Below are 16,123 nucleotides of genomic sequence, written 5' to 3'. Positions count from 1 at the left end.
ATTTTTACAAAAAACTATACCGATTTCGCTATGAATGCAAAAATAGAAAGTAATCCCCTAATCGAGCGATTACCGAAACATTTGAAACAGTTTATCAAACCGCAAGACTACGAAGACTACACGCCCATCAACCAAGCCGTTTGGCGCTATGTGATGCGCAAAAACGTAGACTACCTATCCAAAGTTGCTCACAGTTCGTACCTCGAAGGTTTACAAAAAACAGGTATCGAAATCGACTCCATTCCGAGTATGTACGGTATGAATCGCATATTGTCCGAAATTGGATGGGCTGCCGTTGCCGTAGACGGTTTTATTCCACCCAACGCTTTTATGGAATTCCAAGCCTATAATGTGCTGGTGATTGCCTCAGATATTCGTCAATTGGAACATATCGAATACACGCCTGCTCCAGATATCATTCACGAAGGTGCGGGACACGCTCCTATTATTGCCAATCCAGAATATGCGGAATACTTGCGACGTTTTGGCGAAATTGGTTGCAAAGCCATTTCTTCGCACAAAGATTACGAAATGTATGAAGCCATTCGTTTACTTTCGATTTTAAAAGAAGCCGAGGGAACGCCACAAAGCGAAATTGAAGCTGCTGAAAAAGCAGTAGAAAATTTGCAAAACAATATGGGTGAACTTTCTGAAATGGCTCAAATCCGAAACTTGCATTGGTGGACCGTGGAGTACGGTTTAATTGGCACATTAGAAAATCCAAAAATATACGGCGCTGGTTTGCTTTCCTCAATTGGAGAAAGTGCTTGGTGTATGACCGATAACGTCAAAAAAATACCGTACACGTTTAGTGCAGCGCAACAAAGTTTTGACATTACCAAAGTGCAACCTCAACTCTATGTAACTCCTGATTTTGCTTATTTGAGCTTAATCCTAGAAGAATTTGCCAATACGATGGCCTTGAGAACAGGTGGTTTATCTGGTATTAAAAAACTCATCGATTCCAAAGCTTTGGGAACTGTGGAATTGAGTACTGGTTTACAAATCTCAGGTGTTTTTACCAACGTGATTGAATATGAAGGCAAACCCATTTACCTACAAACGACTGGAAAAACAGCCTTGGCAAACCGAGAGAAAGAATTAGTAGGACACGGAACTGCTGCTCACCAAGAAGGTTTTGGTAGCCCCATCGGGAAACTCAAAGGCATCAACCTCGCAATTGAAGATATGAGTCCACGTGACTTAAAAGCATACGACATTTACGAAGGCGAAACCGCCACTTTGGAGTTTGAAGGTAACATCAAAGTAGAGGGCGAAATCATTACTGGCAAACGAAACCTACACGGTGAAATCATCTTGATTTCTTTCAAAAACTGTACGGTAACATACGGCGAAACGGTTCTTTTTCGACCAGAATGGGGTACTTACGATATGGCAGTGGGTAAAAAATTAGTTTCTGCTTTTTCTGGCCCTGCAGATGTAAATAGTTTTGATTTGATTGCTCACGTACCAAGTAGCAAAACCATCAAAGCTTCAACCTCAGAAGAAAGAGACGCCTTAGAAGTATTGTATCATACCGTTCGAAATATCCGTGAGACCAAAGATACGACAACATCATTGGCTCCCATTTTTGAAAAATTAAAAGAAGAACATTCAAATGATTGGTTACTTTGTGTTGAATTGGCAGAACTTTTAAAAGCAAGAAACGAAACGCAATTACTTTCGGACGTCCTTACACATTTAGAAAATCTTAAAAAGCAACGCCCTGAAGTAGCCAAATTAATTTCGAATGGTTTGGAATTGATTTTTGAAAAAGAGGAAACTGTTCACTAAAATTCACGAACACAGATTGATTGTGTAGATTAGCGTTTAACTGCTACTTATCAATCAAATAGCAAAAAAACAACCGCAAATTCGCAAATTTTAATATTAAATAAAAATTTGTGAATTTGCGGTTTAATTTTTAAACTACACCTTTCGATGTAAACTTTTTTTTGGAATTTGGAATTTATTTTTTGGAATTTATTTTTGTCTTACAACTTCAAATCCTGTTTTAGCTGGCTTTCGGTTTCGATGACTTCACCATTGTACTGTAGTTTCCAGCCTAAAGAATTGGTTAAGATGAGCATTTTGGAGATTTCGCTTACCAAACGATTTTTAGCATTGGTTTTCAAAGTCGATTTGTCTACTTTTTTAGCCAAATTAGCTCGTACGGTTTTGTTGATTTTGTTGTAATCAGCACCTGTAAATTCATTGAGTTTGCTTTGCTCCACATCATAATATTGAATGTCAGGATAAATCGAAATCTCTTCTTTTGGAATGGAAAGAATCGTTATGGTTTTGTTCTTTTCATCGATATCGTATTTCATTTGATGCAAATCATAAGCCACTGTTACTTTGGCATTCACAATCACAATCGCCTTCTTTTCAAAAGAAATCATATCCAAAAAGTACTTATTCGAATTCTTAAACGTGATGACTTCCGAAAAATGGCCTTCGGTCACCACCAATTTCCCAACATTTAGGATTTGTTGCTGAATGAGGTTCGTATTGTAATCGAACTCGTCTTCTTTTTCTTTTTTAAAATCGCAGTATTTAAACAATAACAAACCAATGACTACTACTCCAACTCCAATTAAAATGCGTTTCAACATAACTAAAATTTTATAAATGAATACTGTGCCTCTAATGTAGCTATTTTTTCTTTCAGGTTCGCCTCAAACTTCTGATGGCTTTCAGAATTAGGATTAAATGGTCGATGCGACAAGCCTTTTTGTATGGTTTGTACCAATTCCATTGTAGCTATTGCATTGGCATCAATCTGTGTCGCCGTAAATCGTTCCCAGATGTAATCAATCGCCATTGGACTAGGATGTATCATATCGTCTGCATAAAACCGATAGTCCCTAAGCTCGTCCATCATAATTTCGTAGCTGGGAAAATAGTTTAAGGTTTGTTGTTGAGTGTTTGTTGTTGCATAAATTGCAGCTATCAAATGCGCTTTACTTACTTGATTTTCGACAAAACCGTCTTTGAGATGGCGAACGGGTGAAACAGTAAAAATGAAATTACATTTTGGATTTAGGGTTGCAATCAAAGAGATTATATTTTGAATCGATTTTTGGATTTTATCAATCGACAATAACTCTTTGGTAAATTGCTTTTGTGGTACTTTATGACAATTCGCCACAATAGCATTGGTTTCGATATGGCGATATACCCACGAAGTACCATAGGTAAAAATAATATGGGGCGCTTGCTGTAATTGCTTTTGGGTGTCGGAAAGAATTTGGTTCAAGTTACGCAATACTACTTCGGAATCTGAATGGCTCAACTCAGAATGCACTTCATAACAATGCCATCTTTCATTGAAGAAAAAAATATCGTCCTTGGTAAAATGGCGTTGTAACACCACTCTTTCTATAAGCTTTTCAATAGAAAATGGGTTGAAAATAATCCCAAAAGGATTCACTTGCGTTTGAAATTTATAATAGCGCAATTTTTCTCCTATGTTTTCAGCAAAGCAAGAGCCGAGTAGCATTATTTGTGACGAATAAGCTATCGGAGTATTTGTTTCGGGGATAATTATTTTGGTTTGAAGTTGCAAAATGAATCGTTTTGCTGTCAAATTTAAACTAGTTTTGACAAATAAACTATTATTTTTAGCCTTCAATTCAACTCCCTGTTATGGTACAAAAAGAATACATCGACCCCAACGAAGGGTTTTCACAAACTGTAGTAGTTACAACTGGTAATTTCAATACCTTATATATCTCAGGCCAAATTGGCTCCGGAAAAGACTTAGAAAGTCAAACAATAGCTACTTTTAAAAATTTAGAAAAACAGTTATTCAAAGCCAATGCCGATTTCAATGATGTTGTCAAAATGACTACTTACATCGTAAACTTTAATCCTGATATTGATTTGCCCGTTTTTAGAAAAGTTAGGCAAAGCTTCTTAGGCAAAGAAAAATATCCTGCAAGCACCTTAGTGGGAGTATCTGCCCTAGGCAACAAAGAATGGTTGATTGAAATTGAAGCTATTGCAGTGATTCCTAAAAAAGATTTTTAAAACAAAAACCCTTTTAGCACTTAACTAAAAGGGTTCTAATTTCTATATTTTATTTGAAAACTATTTCACAAACTCAATAGCTTTTGCTAAAGCTTCAGAGACACCAGCTGCGTTCTTTCCACCAGCTGTAGCAAAGAACGGTTGTCCTCCTCCGCCACCTTGGATGTATTTTCCTAATTCGCGAACAACTTGTCCAGCATTTAGATTTTTATCAGCTACTAATTCTTTAGAAATATAGCAGGTCAACATTGGTTTATCTTCATTCACAGTAGCCAAAACAATGAAAATATTGTTACCTAAATTTCCTAATTCGTAAACTAAGTCTTTAGCACCTTCAGCATTTAAATCTACTTGTTGCGCTAAGAATTTTACACCGTTTACTTCTTGAAAAGCAGCTGCTAATTCGCCTTTCATATTCTTGGCTTTATCTTTTAGCAACGCTTCTATTTGTTTTTTCAAAGAAGCATTCTCATCTTGCAGTGTTTGAATCGCTTTTATAGGGTCAACAGCATTTTTCAACACTTCTTTCATCTCTCCAAAAGTAATCAATTGTGATTCAAAGAAATCCTTAGCAGCTTCACTTGTAATCGCTTCAATTCGACGAATTCCTGCTGCCACTGCTCCTTCTGAAACAATTTTGAAATGCCAAATTTCAGAAGTATTCGCCACGTGAGTTCCTCCACAAAGTTCAACAGAATCACCGAACTTAATCATACGCACCAAGTCGCCGTATTTTTCTCCAAACAAAGCGATAGCACCTTCCTCTAATGCTTGTTCTTTAGCAATTCCACGTTTTTCGATTAATGGTAAGCTTTGACGAATACGAGCGTTTACAAAGTTTTCTACTTCTTTCAATTCTTCGTCTGACACTTTAGAGAAGTGCGAAAAGTCAAAACGTAAAGAAGCCGAACGCACCATAGAACCTTTTTGTTCAATATGAGTCCCTAATACTTTTCTCAAACCTTGATGCAACAAGTGGGTTGCGGTATGATTAGAAGAGGTTCTTGCTCTTTGCTTAACATCTACAATGGCTTGGAAAGTATCGGTTAAATTATCAGGCAATGATTTTGCCAAGTGAATCGTTTGATTGTTCTCTTTTTTAGTATCAATGATGTAGGTAATATCTCCATTACTAGCTTCTAGATACCCTTTATCGCCTGTTTGTCCACCACTTTCCCCATAAAAAGGAGTCGCGTTAAAAACCAACTGAAAAATTTCTCCTTCTTTTACACTTTCTACTCTACGGTATTTTGTAATTTTTACTTGGTGTTGCAAACGGTCATAACCTACAAACTCTTGAATATCATCTTCTACAATTACATTCCAATCACCTGCAGTAACTTTTGAAGCCGCACGTGAACGTTCTTTTTGCAATTGTAATTGTTCTTCGAATACTTTTTCGTCTAATTGCAATCCTTTTTCAGATAAAATCAAAGCTGTTAAATCGATTGGGAAACCATACGTATCGTACAATTCAAAAGCTTTTTTCCCATCAATCACCTTGCTTTGATTGTTAGCAATTACTGCGTCCAACAAAACCAGACCTTGATCTAGTGTGCGCAAGAAAGAACTCTCTTCTTCGCGAATCACGTTAGAACAAAGAGCTTTTTGAGAACGGATTTCAGGGAAAGAAGCACTCATTTGTGCACTTAAAGTATCTACTAATTTATAGATAAAAGGCTCTTTGGTATTTAAGAAAGTAAAGCCGTAGCGAATAGCACGACGTAAAATTCTACGAATAACATATCCTGCACCTGTATTGGAAGGCAATTGTCCGTCGGCGATTGCAAAAGCAACAGCACGAACGTGATCTGCAATCACGCGAATCGCAATATTTATTTTTTCTTCTTCTTCATTGGACGCTTTGATGGTATATGTTGTACCAGTAATCGTCTCGATTTCTCTGATGATTGGGGTAAACACATCCGTATCATAATTAGATTGCACTCCTTGTAAAACCATACAAAGACGTTCAAATCCCATACCTGTATCTACGTGTTGTGCTGGTAATTTCTCTAGTGAGCCATCTGCTTTACGGTTGAATTCCATAAATACATTATTCCAAATCTCCACCACTTGAGGATGATCAGCATTTACTAATTCTTTACCATCAATTGCTGCTTTTTCTTCGGCAGAACGAATATCTACGTGAATTTCGGAACAAGGACCACAAGGACCTTGGTCTCCCATTTCCCAGAAATTGTCTTTTTTATTTCCTAACAAAATTCGGTCTTCAGCGATTAAAGTTTTCCAAATATCATAGGCTTCTTGGTCGAAAGGAACATTTTCTTCAACGCTTCCTTCAAAAACAGTTACATATAATATGTCTTTGTCTATTTTATAGACTTCTGTTAGCAATTCCCAAGCCCAATGAATGGCTTCTTTTTTGAAATAATCTCCAAAAGACCAGTTCCCCAACATCTCAAACATTGTGTGGTGGTAGGTATCAATACCTACTTCCTCTAAGTCATTATGCTTTCCTGAAACACGCAAACATTTTTGAGTATCGGCTATACGTTGGCTTTTTGGCGTTCCTAGACCCAAAAAATACTCTTTGAATTGCGCCATTCCTGAGTTATTAAACATCAGCGTTGGGTCATCTTTTAGCACTATGGGAGCCGATGGAACGATTAAATGTCCTTTGCTTTCAAAAAAATCTAAAAATTGCTTACGTACGTCTTGTGATTTCATTTCTATTTTTTAATCGGTTATTTGTTGATGGATTCTTGAATGTTTCGAAATGACGAAACGGGAAGTAACCGCTCAACTTTTGCCCCAGATAGTAGTGGAAAGCTTTGAGGATTAGAAGACTATTTTTTTCTTGCTGGGGCAGAGCGACCGGAGGAAGCTCCTGACGTAGCTAGAAAAAAAAGGCTTGTAACCGAGAACTTGCAACGAATAGCTGGATTAGGCCCTTATTTTATTTATGTAAAAAGAAAGAAGATTTGAAACATTTATTAAATTTGTTCGACTAACTCTTTACAGGTTGCAAAAATAGGGTATTTTAAACTATGGCGAAAGTAAAATATTATTACGATTCCGAAAAATTAGCGTACCGAAAAATTACGCCCAAGAAGAGAAAAAAGTTTGGTTTTGCTGCCTTATTTATTGTTGCTTCGGCTTTGTTTGGTTTTTTATCGTTTGTGATTTTATTGAATGTCCCTTATTTTAAGACTCCAAATGACCGAGTTCAGGAAAGAGAAATTGAAAATTTAAGACTAAATTACGCGATTTTAAATAAAAAACTGGAGCAGTTGCAGGGAGTTGTTGAGCAAATGGCAGAACGAGATAACAATTTGTACAGAACTTATTTTAATACAGCTCCTATCTCTGAAGAAGAGCGTAAGTCGGGCTACAAAAAAAATTATGTTGCCTTGCAAGGGTATAACAATTCTGAATTGGTGATTAGAACCACCAAAAAAGTGGATGTTTTGAGTAAAGAATTGGCGATTCAATCAAAATCGTTAGATGCTATTTTGAAATTGGCAGAAGCCAAACAGGACTTTTTGGCTAGTATTCCTGCCATTCAGCCAGTGCAAAATGAAAAATTAAGGCATGTTGCTTCTGGTTTTGGTTATCGTACCGACCCGTTTACTAAAGCACGTAAAATGCATGAGGGAATGGATTTTACGGCAAAAACTGGAACACCAATTTTTGCAAGTGGCGATGGAATCGTTGTTAGGGCAGACAACTCGGCTTCTGGCTTTGGGAATCATATTGTAATTCGGCATGGTTATGGTTATGAATCATTATACGCACATTTGAGTAAATACAAGTGTAGAGCGGGACAACGTGTTAAAAGAGGAGACATCATTGGCTATGTGGGAAGTACAGGACGTTCGGAGGCTCCACATTTACACTATGAAGTACACAAAAATGGTAAAGTAGTGAATCCGTTGAATTTTTATTACGGTTCAATTTCTGCAGTAGAATATGTTGCCATTTCTAATGCTGCCAACCAAGAAAATCAATCGCTGGATTAATGCTTTTAAAAAGTGTTTCGTTTAAAAGTAATCAGCAACTATAATTTATAAAAAGAGAGTAAAAAATGCATATAGAATTAGCACCAGATAAAAGATATTACAGCATTGGCGAAGTGGCCAAAGCCTTTGGCGTTAATGCCTCTTTGATTCGATTCTGGGATAGTGAATTTGATATTTTAAAACCTAAAAAAAATGCCAAGGGAAACCGAATGTTTACTCCCGAAGATGTCAAAAATTTACAATTAATCTATCATTTGGTCAAAGAAAGAGGGTTTACATTAGAAGGCGCTAAAACCCATTTAAAAGAAGGTCAAAAGAAAACCTTGGATAAATTTGAAATTATTCGAAAATTAGAAGCCATAAAAACACAATTAGTACAAATAAAAACAGAACTTTAAAAATTAAAATTAACAACTAAATTAAATAAACATGAAAAGATTTTTGCCTTGGATTATCGGAGCTGTCGTGATTTTCGGAATATACAGCTGGGTTAAAGGAATTAACAACACGGCTGTTGGTTACGAACAAACCATCAACGAAGCATGGGGTAATGTCAATACTTCTTACCAAAGAAGAAACGATTTAATTGGCAACTTAGTAAACACTGTAAAAGGCGCCGCCGACTTTGAAAAAAGTACACTAACAGCAGTTATTGAAGCCCGTGCAAAAGCTACCTCGGTTACTGTTGACCCAACCAACATTACCCCAGAACAATTAACCGCATTCAACTCGGCACAATCAGGTGTTTCCTCTTCATTATCGAAATTATTGGTTTCTGTAGAAAAATACCCTGATTTAAAAGCAAACGAAAATTTCTTGAAATTACAAGACGAACTGGCTAGTACTGAAAATCAAATTTTGACTGCTAGAACTCGTTTTAACGAAGCGGTTAAACCTTACAATACGCACATAAAAACCTTCCCTAACTCTATTTTTGCTGGAATGTTTGGCTTTAAAGAAAAAGCCTATTTCCAAGCTGTTGAAGGTGCAGAAAAACCTGTGGAAGTTAAATTCTAAACCTCCCCAACCCCTCCGAAGGAGGGGCTTTTTTTATACCAATAAAAAAATTAAACAAATGTCAAAAGTAGAAGACTTTTTAACTAAAGAAGAGGAAAGTGCCATAGTAGAAGCCATTCGTGTGGCAGAAAAAAATACTTCGGGCGAGATTAGAGTTCATATAGAAGCTACCACTTCTCTTGATGCTTATGACCGTGCTATGGAGGTTTTTCACGAACTCAATATGGATGCTACCGAATTACAAAATGGTGTACTCATTTATCTTGCAGTGAATGACAAAACCTTTGTGATTTGTGGTGACAAAGGCATAAACGATGTAGTAGCTCCTGATTTTTGGGACTGCACTCGCGATGCCATGGTGAGCCAATTCAAATTAGGAAATTACAAACAAGGTTTGATTGATGGCATTTTAAATGCTGGAGAACAACTCAAAAAATATTTCCCTTGGCAAGAAGGTGATACCAACGAATTGTCGAACGAAATTTCTAAAGGATAGCCTATGAAAAATTCCAAAATAAAAACATCAAATTCCAACGGGATTTTTCGATTACCTCTTTTGCTTATAGCATTCTTAACGTTTCAGTGCACCTTTGCACAATTTACTATTCCAAAAAAACCTAGTTTTCAAACTTCGGTCTACGATTATGCGAATTTATTTAGTGCTGAAGAAAAAGCGCAACTGGAAGAAAAATTAGTTCGCTATTCGGATTCGACTACCACTCAGATTGTAGTAATTTCTATTGAAAGTCTCAAGAATGAAAACGTCAATCAACTGGCAACCAATTGGGCACATACTTGGGGAATAGGACAAGAAAAAGAAGACAACGGCGTCATCATTTTGATTGCTAAAAATGATAGAAAAATAGCCATTAACCCTGGTTACGGACTCGAAGACAGATTAACTGCTGGAATTGGAGGAGAAATCATCCGAAACATTATTACTCCAGAATTCAAGGCAGGAAGTTATTATAAAGGAATCGACAAAGGAACTGATGCACTTTTTGATGTTTTCAAAGGCAAATACAAAGGAGAACGAAAAAAGTCTTCGGGAAAAAACTTTCCCATTTTACCTTTCATTTTCATTATTGTCGTCCTGATTATTATTTTCTCTAAAAACAAAGGCGGAGGCAATTCTGGAAACCGAGGCGGAGGCGGCCCTAGCCTACTCGATGTTATCATTTTAAGCAACCTTGGCCGTGGCGGCGGAGGCGGATTTGGTGGTTCATCTGGCGGAGGTTTTGGCGGTGGAGGATTCGGAGGTGGATTCGGCGGAGGCGGATTCTCTGGTGGAGGTTCAAGTGGAAGTTGGTAAGTAAAACTTCTAATTTGGTGTCAAAACATATTCACAAAAGCATAAAAAAACAGCGTAATGATGGTTCATTGCGCTGTTTTTATTTAAAAACCAAACCAAAACACCTTATTAATCAGCGATTTGTTTTTAGATAAAAAATATTTTAATAATTCTACTAATTTTATAGAATTAATAATATATATTTGCTCCCGAAATATTTTCAACCCAAAATAAGACTACAATGAAAACGAATCAAAAGAATGCTTATTCAAAGGAAAAGCTAAAAAAGAAACAAGTATCAATTATCAAAATCAGTGATTTTATGATGTGTATGTGCCTAGCCTAATAAAAATTTATAATTTAATTCGACTATTTACATATAATTTATATAATAATGAAAAATATCTATACAAAAACACTATCAACCCTACTTTTAATTTTACTATTTTCAACTTCCTATGGCCAAAGCCTTTTAGAGGGAGAAGTTAGAAACGATGAGAATGCACCTATAGAAGGTGTCAATATATTTATAAAAGGAACTACTAATAGTTCAACTTCAGATGTTAATGGTAAGTTTTCCATACAAGCCAAAGCTTTACCCTTTACTATCATTGTGCAATACGCTGGTTTTAACACCAAAGAAATTAAAATCACCGAACTACCTTCTAATGCAAAACCATTACAAATAAATATCTCTACTGGAGAAGAAAAAGTATTATCTGAGGTAGTGGTTACCTCAAGACGTAGAATAGAAAAAGCTCAAGATATCCCCATTGCCATTTCAGTTGTAACAGGTAAACAAGCGGAACAAGCTGGGGCATTCAACGTGAATCGTCTAAAAGAATTGGTTCCGTCTGTTCAATTGTATTCTTCCAATCCAAGAAATACTGGAATTAACATTCGCGGTTTGGGATCTCCTTTTGGACTGACTAATGACGGTATTGACCCAGGTGTTGGTTTTTATGTAGACGGTGTTTACTTCTCTAGACCTGCCGCTACAACCTTAGATTTTATAGATGTAGATCGAATCGAAGTATTGCGCGGTCCTCAAGGCTCTTTGTTTGGAAAAAACACAACTTCGGGTGCATTTAACATCACTTCTCGCAAACCTAGTTTCACTTCAGGTGCTGACTTTGAAGTGAGTTATGGTAATTACCAGTTCATTCAAGCCAAAGCCTCTGTTACAGGAGCTTTGAGTTCTAAAATTGCTGGTAGAATATCATTTTCTGGGACTCAACGTGATGGATTAATCGAGAATGTTGTAACTGGAAGAGCTACTAATACACTAAACAACCAAGGAATTAGAGGACAATTACTTTATACTCCTTCTGACAGAACAAATATATTATTCGCAGCAGATATCACATTGCAGCGTCCTGACGGATATGCACAAGTAGTGGCTGGTGTTGCTCCTACAAAAAGAGCGGCTTACCGTCAATTTAATGCTATTATTACCGACTTGAATTACCAACTTCCTAGCTTGAATGCTTTTGACCGTAAGATTGACCACGACACCCCTTGGCGCTCTGGACAAGATTTAGGTGGTGCCTCTTTAAATATTGATACAAAAATTGGTAGCGGAACACTTACCTCAACAACAGCTTGGAGATTCTGGAATTGGGACCCATCGAATGATAGAGACTTTACAGGTTTACAAGTATTGGCATTATCACAAAACCCTGCCCGACATACTCAATTTACGCAAGAAGTTCGCTATGCAGGACAATTAAGCACATCCTTAAGTGGTGTGGTAGGTTTGTTTTTCATTGACCAAGAAGTAAAAGTAAGAGGAAATGAAGAGTCTGGAAAGGCACAATGGCGATTTGCACAAAGCACCACTAGCGCATTATGGAGAACACCAGGTCTTTTTGAAGGATATGGTATAAGAACCAACTCGAATGTACGTTCAACAAGTGCCGCTGTATTTACTCAATTGGATTGGGCAATCTCTGAAAAATTACACCTACTCCCAGGTTTGCGATATAATTATGACAAAAAAGCTGCTGATTACGACCGTAAAACCTACGGAGGACTTCAAACAACAGACCCAGCTTTACTCGCACTTAAAAGATTGGTTTATACAGACCAATCGTTTACTTCAAGTACTGATGACACAGACTTTTCAGGAAATTTAACCGTGAACTACAAAGTATCTGATAAAATCAATGCCTATGCTACCTATGCAAAAAGCTATAAACCGGTTGGTGTGAATGTAGCAGGGCTTCCGACTATTGCTGGCCAACCAGCTCTTGACCTTGCAGTAATTAAACCTGAAAGCGTTAACCATTATGAATTCGGTATAAAAAGTTCACCTATTAAAAATTCGGTTTTGAACTTGACCTTCTTTAATACTGAGATTAAAGATTTCCAAACCAATGTGCAAGCGGCTGAATTGGGTGTAAATCGTGGCTACCTTGCCAATGCTGACAAAGTAAGAGTAAAAGGTATAGAATTAGATGCTAGTTTTATACTTAACAAACACTTTAGCTTTAACGCTGCCGGTACTTATAGCGATGGAAAATATGTTACATTCACAAACGCCCCATTGCCACTAGAAGAAACTGGAGCTGCGGTATCGTTTAAAGATGTTTCTGGAACAGACTTGCCAGGAGTTTCAAAATGGGCAGGAAGCCTTGGAGGTGAATACACTAAAAATGCTAAATTCTTCGGAAGCATCGGTAAATTCTTCATTGCCCTAGATAGTTTTGCTCGTTCTGAATTCTCTTCAAGCCCTTCTGCATCGAAATATTTGGTAGTACCTGGTTATGCTATATTTAATGGTCGTCTTGGTTTCCGTGTTGCAGATGGTTTGTCTGCACACATTTGGGGTCGTAACTTATTCAACAAAGATTACTATGAGCAATTATTACCCGCTGGTGGAAATTCCGGACATTATGCAGCAGTACTTGGTGACCAAAGAACGTATGGTGTCACCTTAAAATATTCGTTATAGTGTAAATGAACTTCATTTTTTTACTTGATTTTGAGCCATCTGAAATTTATGTTTTAGATGGCTCTTTATCATAAACATCTATCTTACTTTACTCTCTAAAACGAAATGATGAAGCATTTTTGGAAAAAATCTTTTCAAATAAATCCCTAAAACTTCTTTACCTCCAATATAAGCTTCAAATTTATTCGCTTCAATGGCCTTAATCATTTTAGAAGCAAAGACATCCACGGGCATTCCGTTTTGTGTCGCTTCATCATTTGATTTTTGAGCTTCTCCGTTTGCGGTTAAAGCATTTATAGCTACATTAGTTTGTACAAAGCCGGGACAAATAAGTGTGACTTTTATATTGTCTTTTTCATGTTCCATACGTAAAACATCGAAGAAACCATGTAATGCATGTTTTGCTCCGCAATAACCTGAACGATATGGACTTCCAAATTTTCCCATTAAACTGGTTACCGTTACAAAATGACCTTTCTTTTGTTGTATAAAATACGGTAAAAGCGCCTTTGTTAAAGCCACAGTTCCCAAATAATCAACGGCTATCAATTTTTTATCTACTTCAAAATCAGTTTCGGCAATTAAGGAGCGTTGACTGATTCCACCATTATTAATCAAAATATCAATGGAACCAAAAAATTGCAAGGCTTTAGAAACAGTACTTTTGGATAAATCAAAATGAGACAAATCGAAAGGAAGTACCACAACATCTGCGCTATTACACTTTTCCTTTACTTGCTCTAATGCTTCAAGATTTCGCCCAGACAAAATAAGCTTTGCCTGTTTTGAAGCTAAAGCATAGGCTAATGCCTCCCCTATTCCACTTGAAGCACCTGTAATCCAAATTACTTTTCCAGTTACATTCATAACATTTTGATTTTTTACTAAGATATAAAATAAAACATTTTTTTTGCACTATTCTATTCGTAGACTTACATTTACAAAAAAAATATTTTGAAAAAAAAGTTCCTTATTCTTCTCTTTTTATCCTACTTTTTTTCCTTTTCGCAATCAGAAAAAAACATCGACCACCAAAGCATTCTTTGGACTCGGTACTATAATCTACTAACTTTAAATGACAATTGGTCCATTCATACAGAGTTTGACAATCGTGTCTTCTTGAAGCCAATTGCCGAAAACCTATTTGTCTTTAGAATCCAAGGCAGATACAAATGGAATTCTAATATAGAAACTGGAGCTGGTTTCACTTATTTTTCTGTTTATACTCAAGACCCACAACAAGACTTTGATTTTGAAATTCCTGAATATAGAGGACAACAAGATGTAACATATAAGTTCAATCTAAAAAAAATAACCCTCAACCAAAGACTACAGGTTGAAGAACGGTTCATACACAACGCTACTAAAACAGGACTTATAGATGGCACTACCTTCAGTTGGCGTTTTCGTTACCGATTGCAGGCAGAATTTCCGTTTTGGGAAAAAGAAAAGCAATATCTCAAAGCAGTTGTATACGACGAGATTATGCTAAATACTGGAAAAAGTATCATCTACAACACCTTCGACCAAAATAGAATCTATGGTGCCTTACAATATGGCATCAACAAAAACATTGCTATAGAACTTGGGTATCTAAAGAGCTTTCAACAACGCCCTAGCGGGGTCGACTATTTCAATAGAGACATCATAAGACTGAGTATTTTTCATAAAATGCATTGGTAAACATTGTATTAAATTTTACTTTTTTTCATAAATAAAGTAGTACGAAAATATTTATTCCTTTATATTTGGGCTGATTTTAACTGCCCTATAATTATGAAAATGAACCTATTAAAGACAAGCTGTTTCATTGTATTACTACAAACCTCTTTGGCTTTTACCGCTCATGCCCAATTTGGCGGACTTAAAGACAAACTTTTAAGTGCGGGATCGGCTGTCGCGTCCAAAGCATTAGGAGTTGACAAAATCCTGAAACAACCTGCTGCCATAACCACTTCATTCGAAGATGTAGACAAAACTGGCTCTAAACTTCCTGATTTTAAAGCCAACGAAAAAGCCCAACCTTTATATTTACTTCCTAAAGCTCCTGATGGAGGCTATGTACTTTGTGAAGGATTTTATGAGATGACTACCAAAAGCTATTGTTTGATGGCAGGAACTTTTGCTCCTTCTAGTGGCGATGGTTATATGTATGCCCCGACTTTGGGTCCAAAGGAGGAAATTGTAACTACGATTTTAAAAAATGCTGAAAAACATCCCGAAGTACACCAACACGATATCCAAATGTTGTTATGGGCAATTATTGCTCGAACCAAATTTGCCGATTATAGTGGCCAAATAAAATTGACAGCTATCACTTTACTTTCTCCACAAGACTTATTGAAATTAGAAGGAGGCGCGCTTGGCATATTACCAGGTAACGTAATGGAAAAAGCAAAAAGTAAATTACCGGAAGGAATTCAAACTATTTTTGAAGCCGAAAATCAAATCCGAAAATTAGTTGCTTCAGGAAACTACAGCTATGCCGAGATGGAAAAATATGCCATCATTGCTGGTTTTGCACCACCAAGAGCCGATGTACCTAGTGGCATTTGGACCTTACATCCTGACGGATATTATGTCCGCTATTTTCCTTCAGGCTATTCGATTACCAAAGTACAAATCTATGTTCCCAAAGAATTACTCCTAAACTCAAACGGCAAAAGAATTATTTACGACGCTACCAATGATATTGCTTGTCCAGCGAATGTAGGATCGCAACGTTTAGCACAAACCAATGAACCTCTAAACCCTGATTACAAGCTTAAATTGAAACTGTTTTGTACAGGGATTGAGTAAATCTAATCCAAAAGAAAAGCCTCCAAAATTCAACTTTGGAAGCTTTTT

14 protein-coding genes are annotated in these 16,123 nt (G+C 36.7%); 10 read left to right on the top strand and 4 right to left on the bottom strand.

Features of this window, described 5'->3' with window-relative positions; genetic code table 11:
• Positions 1-30: 30 nt before the first annotated feature.
• Positions 31-1,794 (top strand): aromatic amino acid hydroxylase, encoded by a 1,764-nt coding sequence (locus tag ACSVH9_RS13165; protein WP_438064114.1) that lies wholly within the window; start codon positions 31-33, stop codon positions 1,792-1,794.
• Positions 1,795-1,994: 200 nt separating this feature from the next.
• Here the strand turns inward: ACSVH9_RS13165 and ACSVH9_RS13160 are convergent, their stop codons facing one another.
• Positions 1,995-2,615, bottom strand: coding sequence for a DUF4230 domain-containing protein (locus ACSVH9_RS13160; protein ID WP_315174115.1), 621 nt, complete (start codon positions 2,613-2,615; stop codon positions 1,995-1,997).
• Positions 2,616-2,617: 2 nt separating this feature from the next.
• Entirely contained in the window at positions 2,618-3,589 is a 972-nt protein-coding gene (locus ACSVH9_RS13155; RefSeq protein WP_438064113.1) for a GSCFA domain-containing protein, read from the bottom strand.
• A 59-nt stretch (positions 3,590-3,648) separates the two neighbouring features.
• On the opposite strand from ACSVH9_RS13155, the gene ACSVH9_RS13150 reads away from it, so the two are divergent.
• The gene (locus ACSVH9_RS13150; protein ID WP_438064112.1) at positions 3,649-4,032 is read left to right on the top strand and encodes a RidA family protein; all 384 of its coding nucleotides are present in this window, start codon (positions 3,649-3,651) and stop codon (positions 4,030-4,032) included.
• 60 nt (positions 4,033-4,092) lie between these two features.
• On the opposite strand, the gene alaS is transcribed toward ACSVH9_RS13150, so the two are convergent.
• Positions 4,093-6,723: an alanine--tRNA ligase gene (alaS, locus tag ACSVH9_RS13145; RefSeq protein WP_438064111.1), complete on the bottom strand. Its 2,631-nt coding sequence runs from the start codon at positions 6,721-6,723 to the stop codon at positions 4,093-4,095.
• 320 nt (positions 6,724-7,043) lie between these two features.
• Here alaS and ACSVH9_RS13140 point away from each other — a divergent pair, with 320 nt between their 5' ends.
• From ACSVH9_RS13140 to ACSVH9_RS13115, 6 genes are all read left to right on the top strand, one after another.
• On the top strand, positions 7,044-8,015 hold the full coding sequence (locus ACSVH9_RS13140; RefSeq protein WP_438064110.1) for a M23 family metallopeptidase: 972 nt from the start codon (positions 7,044-7,046) through the stop codon (positions 8,013-8,015).
• A 65-nt stretch (positions 8,016-8,080) separates the two neighbouring features.
• Positions 8,081-8,413, top strand: coding sequence for a MerR family transcriptional regulator (locus ACSVH9_RS13135; RefSeq protein WP_300977778.1), 333 nt, complete (start codon positions 8,081-8,083; stop codon positions 8,411-8,413).
• Between the two features lie 31 nt (positions 8,414-8,444).
• On the top strand, positions 8,445-9,032 hold the full coding sequence (locus ACSVH9_RS13130; RefSeq protein WP_438064109.1) for a LemA family protein: 588 nt from the start codon (positions 8,445-8,447) through the stop codon (positions 9,030-9,032).
• A 58-nt stretch (positions 9,033-9,090) separates the two neighbouring features.
• The gene (locus ACSVH9_RS13125) at positions 9,091-9,528 is read left to right on the top strand and encodes a TPM domain-containing protein (RefSeq protein WP_159682214.1); all 438 of its coding nucleotides are present in this window, start codon (positions 9,091-9,093) and stop codon (positions 9,526-9,528) included.
• Between the two features lie 3 nt (positions 9,529-9,531).
• Entirely contained in the window at positions 9,532-10,344 is an 813-nt protein-coding gene (locus tag ACSVH9_RS13120) for a TPM domain-containing protein (RefSeq protein ID WP_438064108.1), read from the top strand.
• A 373-nt stretch (positions 10,345-10,717) separates the two neighbouring features.
• Entirely contained in the window at positions 10,718-13,276 is a 2,559-nt protein-coding gene (locus tag ACSVH9_RS13115) for a TonB-dependent receptor (protein ID WP_438064107.1), read from the top strand.
• A gap of 78 nt (positions 13,277-13,354) precedes the next feature.
• On the opposite strand, the gene ACSVH9_RS13110 is transcribed toward ACSVH9_RS13115, so the two are convergent.
• Positions 13,355-14,143 (bottom strand): SDR family oxidoreductase, encoded by a 789-nt coding sequence (locus tag ACSVH9_RS13110; protein WP_438064106.1) that lies wholly within the window; start codon positions 14,141-14,143, stop codon positions 13,355-13,357.
• Positions 14,144-14,230: 87 nt separating this feature from the next.
• On the opposite strand from ACSVH9_RS13110, the gene ACSVH9_RS13105 reads away from it, so the two are divergent.
• Both ACSVH9_RS13105 and ACSVH9_RS13100 read left to right on the top strand, forming a co-directional pair.
• Entirely contained in the window at positions 14,231-14,959 is a 729-nt protein-coding gene (locus ACSVH9_RS13105) for a DUF2490 domain-containing protein (protein ID WP_438064105.1), read from the top strand.
• A 93-nt stretch (positions 14,960-15,052) separates the two neighbouring features.
• Complete coding sequence (locus ACSVH9_RS13100; protein WP_438064104.1) at positions 15,053-16,075, top strand: hypothetical protein; 1,023 nt, start codon at positions 15,053-15,055, stop codon at positions 16,073-16,075.
• Positions 16,076-16,123 lie beyond the last annotated feature (48 nt).

This window comes from Flavobacterium sp. RSSB_23 (assembly GCF_051547145.1).
GTDB lineage: Bacteria > Bacteroidota > Bacteroidia > Flavobacteriales > Flavobacteriaceae > Flavobacterium.
This window is presented reverse-complemented; position numbering and strand designations above follow the sequence as displayed.

Coding starts and splice junctions, on each gene's coding strand:
- ACSVH9_RS13100 (WP_438064104.1), top strand. CDS start 15,053: ATGAAAATGAACCTATTAAAGACAAGCTGTTTCATTGTATTACTACAA.
- ACSVH9_RS13150 (WP_438064112.1), top strand. CDS start 3,649: ATGGTACAAAAAGAATACATCGACCCCAACGAAGGGTTTTCACAAACT.
- ACSVH9_RS13160 (WP_315174115.1), bottom strand. CDS start 2,615: ATGTTGAAACGCATTTTAATTGGAGTTGGAGTAGTAGTCATTGGTTTG.
- ACSVH9_RS13120 (WP_438064108.1), top strand. CDS start 9,532: ATGAAAAATTCCAAAATAAAAACATCAAATTCCAACGGGATTTTTCGA.
- alaS (WP_438064111.1), bottom strand. CDS start 6,723: ATGAAATCACAAGACGTACGTAAGCAATTTTTAGATTTTTTTGAAAGC.
- ACSVH9_RS13115 (WP_438064107.1), top strand. CDS start 10,718: ATGAAAAATATCTATACAAAAACACTATCAACCCTACTTTTAATTTTA.
- ACSVH9_RS13110 (WP_438064106.1), bottom strand. CDS start 14,143: ATGAATGTAACTGGAAAAGTAATTTGGATTACAGGTGCTTCAAGTGGA.
- ACSVH9_RS13130 (WP_438064109.1), top strand. CDS start 8,445: ATGAAAAGATTTTTGCCTTGGATTATCGGAGCTGTCGTGATTTTCGGA.
- ACSVH9_RS13135 (WP_300977778.1), top strand. CDS start 8,081: ATGCATATAGAATTAGCACCAGATAAAAGATATTACAGCATTGGCGAA.
- ACSVH9_RS13165 (WP_438064114.1), top strand. CDS start 31: ATGAATGCAAAAATAGAAAGTAATCCCCTAATCGAGCGATTACCGAAA.
- ACSVH9_RS13125 (WP_159682214.1), top strand. CDS start 9,091: ATGTCAAAAGTAGAAGACTTTTTAACTAAAGAAGAGGAAAGTGCCATA.
- ACSVH9_RS13140 (WP_438064110.1), top strand. CDS start 7,044: ATGGCGAAAGTAAAATATTATTACGATTCCGAAAAATTAGCGTACCGA.